The organism is Priestia sp. USM5, assembly GCF_058323215.1.
This window is the reverse complement of the sequence record NZ_JBSGKN010000015.1, coordinates 1-4,630: the sequence shown is the minus strand read 5'-3', so window position 1 is coordinate 4,630 and position 4,630 is coordinate 1. Positions and strand designations below refer to the sequence as shown.

Sequence of the window (4,630 nt, the reverse complement as noted above, 5' to 3'; positions counted from 1 at the left end):
GCTCTGCGAGGCTGTCGGCAGTGCCGACCAAAACCATAAAACCTTTAAGACCTTTCTTTTTTTTACGAGAAAAAAGAAACAAAAAAACCTGCCCTCTGCCACCTCAGCAAAGGGGGGTTTTGCTCTCGTGCTCGTTTAAAAATCAGCAAGGGACAGGTAGTATTTTTTGAGAAGATCACTCAAAAAATCTCCACCTTTAAACCCTTGCCAATTTTTATTTTGTCCGTTTTGTCTAGCTTACCGAAAGCCAGACTCAGCAAGAATAAAATTTTTATTGTCTTTCGGTTTTCTAGTGTAACGGACAAAACCACTCAAAATAAAAAAGATACAAGAGAGGTCTCTCGTATCTTTTATTCAGCAATCGCGCCCTTTAATGGAACAAAAAGATTTGAATTCCTGTTATAAAAAAAGGATCAATTTTGAACTCTCTCCCAAAGTTGATCCCTTAACGATTTAGAAATCCCTTTGAGAATGTTTATATACATTCAAGGTAACCAGCCAACTAATGACAATGATTCCTGAAAAAAGTAATAACAAATTACTATACAGATAAGTTGACTGATCAACTTCCATAGGTAACAACCTTTGATCAAGTAAGGGTATGGATAATAAACCACCTACAATTGCAATACCTGTTCCCTCTGATAAAAAGCTGGTAAAGTTAAGCAAACTCATTCCAGCACCAGCTTCCTGCTGTTTCAAGCTACTTGAAACAATTGTTGATATAACTGTTTTGGTGAACGAAAGCCCACCTAAAACAAATACGATTATAATTGTCATGAACCATGATGTTGTTTCTAAAAGAAAGGAAGCAGTTAAAAAGCTAACAGAAAGAAATGTAACTCCGATGTTTAACACGTATAAAGGACCTCTTCTATCAACAAGTATCCCACCAATGTAGCCGAAAATAATGACACTCATTGTTCCAGGGAAAATAATTACACTTCCGATTTCGGCAGTACTTAGCTGGTGAACATCTTTCATCATATAAGGAACCATAGAGACAAACCCTGCTACTGTTCCAAATATAATTCCCCCACAAAGAACTCCAATCATAAAAGGTATATTTTTCCCTAATCCGGGATCAACAAAAGGATCTGTTACTTTCCTGATATGTTTTACAAATATCAGGAATGACAGCACGCTAACGATAAGAAAAGAAATGCTATATGATGTTGTAAACAACATAAAAAATACAATGCCTACAGACATTAGTATAATTCCTTTGATATCAAAATGACCTTTTATCCTTACTTCTTTCTTTAATAATTTCATAAGAAACGGAACAGTGATAATTGTTATCATAGGAATGAGTAGAAGATAGGACCAATGAATATAATGGGCTATCATTCCACCAATCGCTGGACCGACTCCTTCTCCCATGGCTACTATCGATCCAATAAGACCAAATGCTTTACCCCTATTTTCCTTTGGAATATAGCGCGCAACTACAACCATTACGAGTGCTGGAAATGCAGCTGCACCAGCCCCTTGAATAAAACGAGCCATAATAAGTAAGGAAAAGAAAGAATGGCCAACAAACCCAATTACCGACCCGAAACAATTTATTATAATTCCAAATAGGAGTAACCTTTTGATGCCTAATTGATCAGATAGCTTTCCATATACAGCTGTTCCAATGGAAAAGGTTAACATAAAGGCTGTGTTCACCCAGTTTGTACTCGCAGGTGGTTTATTAAAATCATTTGCAATATCAGGTAATGAGACGTTCAAAACCATTTCATTTAATACGCTAAAAAAAGATAAAATGCAAAGCCAAATTAAAATTTGGTTGTGTCGTAAATTCGATTGTGAATAGGATGTATTCACATTTCACCCTCCAATAATGAGGGCAGACGTAGTTTATAGGGTTAATGATACGCTTCCCTCTTTTAATTGAACCCTGTTACATTCATTACACTTCATAATTAATTCCTCCTAAACTTGATTAAAACATTTTACCACATATAAACTAAGTTTTAAATTCAGTATTTCATCACTTATACAACAATATGGCCCGTTTGTTGAACTACTCTTTAATAAAATAATTTTTCCGTTCCCAATTCCACATTGCAATAATAGAAAATCCATCTTCATCGGCTTTTTCGTCATCATCTGTATGAATCAAATCGCCTTCTTCTGTGTCATCAAGGTTTAATTTTTTATGTATTTCTTTTAACAAACCACCATAGGAGATTAACCTTTTACGGTGTAAACCTTCCTCCAAATCAGACAAACGTTTCAAATTCTTTTCTTCATCATCGGTCATAAAATCCGTATCCTTTACAGGATATTTTGCAGTTTCGTCAATTGCCGATTGTATATCCGATTTATATTTATTTTTCGGTCGAATCATTTGAACTTTTACATTTGGATCATAGTCTAATTTCATTGCCTTTTTCCAAAATTGAATCCATTGTTTTTGATTCACGTAGTTTTCTGTATTCTTAAAATAAGTTGGTTCCACACATACCAATACATGCATGTGCTGATTATAAGAATTATCTTTATTATTTATTGTCACTTCCGTTGCACGCATAAAACCAACAAGATTTTTATTAATTTTTTTATATTGCATCATTCGGCGAAATCCTTGAGCCATATCTGACAAACTCTTATTTAATTCTTCGCCATCATAAACATTTTTAACTGTTAATGTGAGAAACAACCAACGAACTGTTGGCTTTTGTTTAATAACTTCAGCAACAACCTTTTGTGACTGAATGCCATGTTTCATTGCTCTCCTCCAGTTGCACATTGGACAAAGCCTGGATTTACAAAACCACACTCGATACAACTTTCTTTCGCCTGTTTCACGATTTTGTTTATACTCTAATATTTCAGCACAATCTTTTACTCTTTCAGCCTTTTTAAATTCAAGAATATGCAGAAGTTCAAAGTAATCAACATTAGCGATTTTCTTTTCTCTCCATGGTCTCACTTTTCCACTTTTTGTCTTGTCCACTAAAACCCTTGATTTTTCATCTGAATAAATGCTACTATTAGGACACATAATATTAAAAGAAACCCCCATCTATTTAGTTATTTGTTTGGTCACTTATAACTTTAACAGATGGGGTTTTTCTGTGCAACCAATTTTAAGGGTTTTCAATACTTTAAAACACATACATACCAACACTTCAACGCACCTTTCAGCAACTAAAATAAAAATGACGTTATTTCTATATGTATCAAGATAAGAAAGAACAAGTTCAAAACCATCAAAAAAAGACACCTTTTCAGGTGCTTTTTTTATTTTATAAACTCATTCCCTGATCTCGACTTCGTTCTTTTTTTACCTCTCGGTTATGAGTTAGTTCAAATTCGTTCTTTTTAGGTTCTAAATCGTGTTTTTCTTGGAATTGTGCTGTTTTATCCTTTACCTTGTCTACAAACCCCTTAAAAACGTTTTTAAAGGCTTTTAAGCCGTCTGTACGTTCCTTAAGGAATTCCTTAGTGCTTTCATAGATTAAACTCACATCACGCTTTAAATCGCTTATTTTAGACTTTAAAGACTTGTTTTCTTCAAGCAACTCATTATAATCATTTACATTTTCATTAAATCGCTCTACAAGACCACTATATTTTTCTTTAACTTGCCCATGTTCTTTACTTAATTTTTTATATTCTCTCGCCATATCAGTACTCATGAGATTTCTAACATGCTGTTTTAACCTATCGTTATCTCTCGCAGCAGTCACTAAGTTTTTATAATCACGCTCCGATATAACAACATTTTTGGTTGGTTTCTTTTCTGTTTTCATTATTTCTTTTCCCAAACCAAACATGGACTTTTCACCCGTTGGCACTTCAACACTTTTCATGTGTCGTTTCGCTGGTACTTCTAAATCTGATTTAACTTTATCGCTATAAGCAGTCCATTCATCTTTTTTAACTGCTAAATTTTTTTCTAGAAAATCAATCTCTTTTTCCAAAGTTTGTTTTTTAAATTTAGCTGTCTCAATATGTTTACGGTCAGAGCCACGTTCACCACGCTTCAACTCAAAACCCTGTTTTTTCATATGCTCGGGGAATTTATCTTGTAGCCATAACAGTTCTTGACGATTAAACACATTTTTTCCTTGCAGTTTTCCATCACGCATAGGCACAACACCTAAATGCATGTGAGGGGTTTGCTCATCATTATGAACTGTTGCATAAGCAATATTTTGCTTGCCATATCGTTCGGAAAATAATTTATAACTTTCCTCAAAAAATCGTTTTTGTTCTCCTGGATCCAGTTGCTCAAAAAAATCTCGGTCAGATGTTACTAGCAACTCATTTACAAGAACAGCATCTTTCCTCGTTTTTCTTGTACCTGTTTTTTGTGATTCAATAATTTCTTTGACACGTTCGTTGTAATCAATATTTTTATCATTTTTCAAATCATAATTTTCACGTGTTCGCTCATGGTCAATATCATCATTCGTTCTACTTTTTCGCTCTCTTTGATTATGAAATTGCATGCCTTTTAGTCCAGCTGATTTCACTTTTTGCATTCTACAAACTGCATAACTCATATGTAAATCGCTCCTTTTTAGGTGGCACAAATGTGAGGCATTTTCGCTCTTTCCGGCAACCACTTCCAAGTAAAGTATAACACACTATACTTTATATTCATAAAGTGTGT

At 34.2% G+C, this 4,630-nt stretch carries 4 protein-coding genes; all 4 read right to left on the bottom strand.

Annotation, left to right across the window (positions count from 1 at the left end; translation table 11 throughout):
• Positions 1-453: 453 nt before the first annotated feature.
• A complete protein-coding gene (gene tet(L), locus ACWATA_RS29285; protein ID WP_001574277.1) occupies positions 454-1,830 on the bottom strand; it encodes a tetracycline efflux MFS transporter Tet(L) in 1,377 nt (458 codons plus the stop codon).
• A gap of 33 nt (positions 1,831-1,863) precedes the next feature.
• Entirely contained in the window at positions 1,864-1,926 is a 63-nt protein-coding gene (locus ACWATA_RS29280; protein WP_012779615.1) for a tetracycline resistance efflux system leader peptide, read from the bottom strand.
• Positions 1,927-2,029: 103 nt separating this feature from the next.
• Complete coding sequence (locus ACWATA_RS29275) at positions 2,030-3,013, bottom strand: protein rep (protein ID WP_000336291.1); 984 nt, start codon at positions 3,011-3,013, stop codon at positions 2,030-2,032.
• Between the two features lie 244 nt (positions 3,014-3,257).
• Positions 3,258-4,520, bottom strand: a complete 1,263-nt coding sequence (gene mobV / locus ACWATA_RS29270) for a MobV family relaxase (RefSeq protein WP_000119405.1) — start codon at positions 4,518-4,520, stop codon at positions 3,258-3,260.
• Positions 4,521-4,630 lie beyond the last annotated feature (110 nt).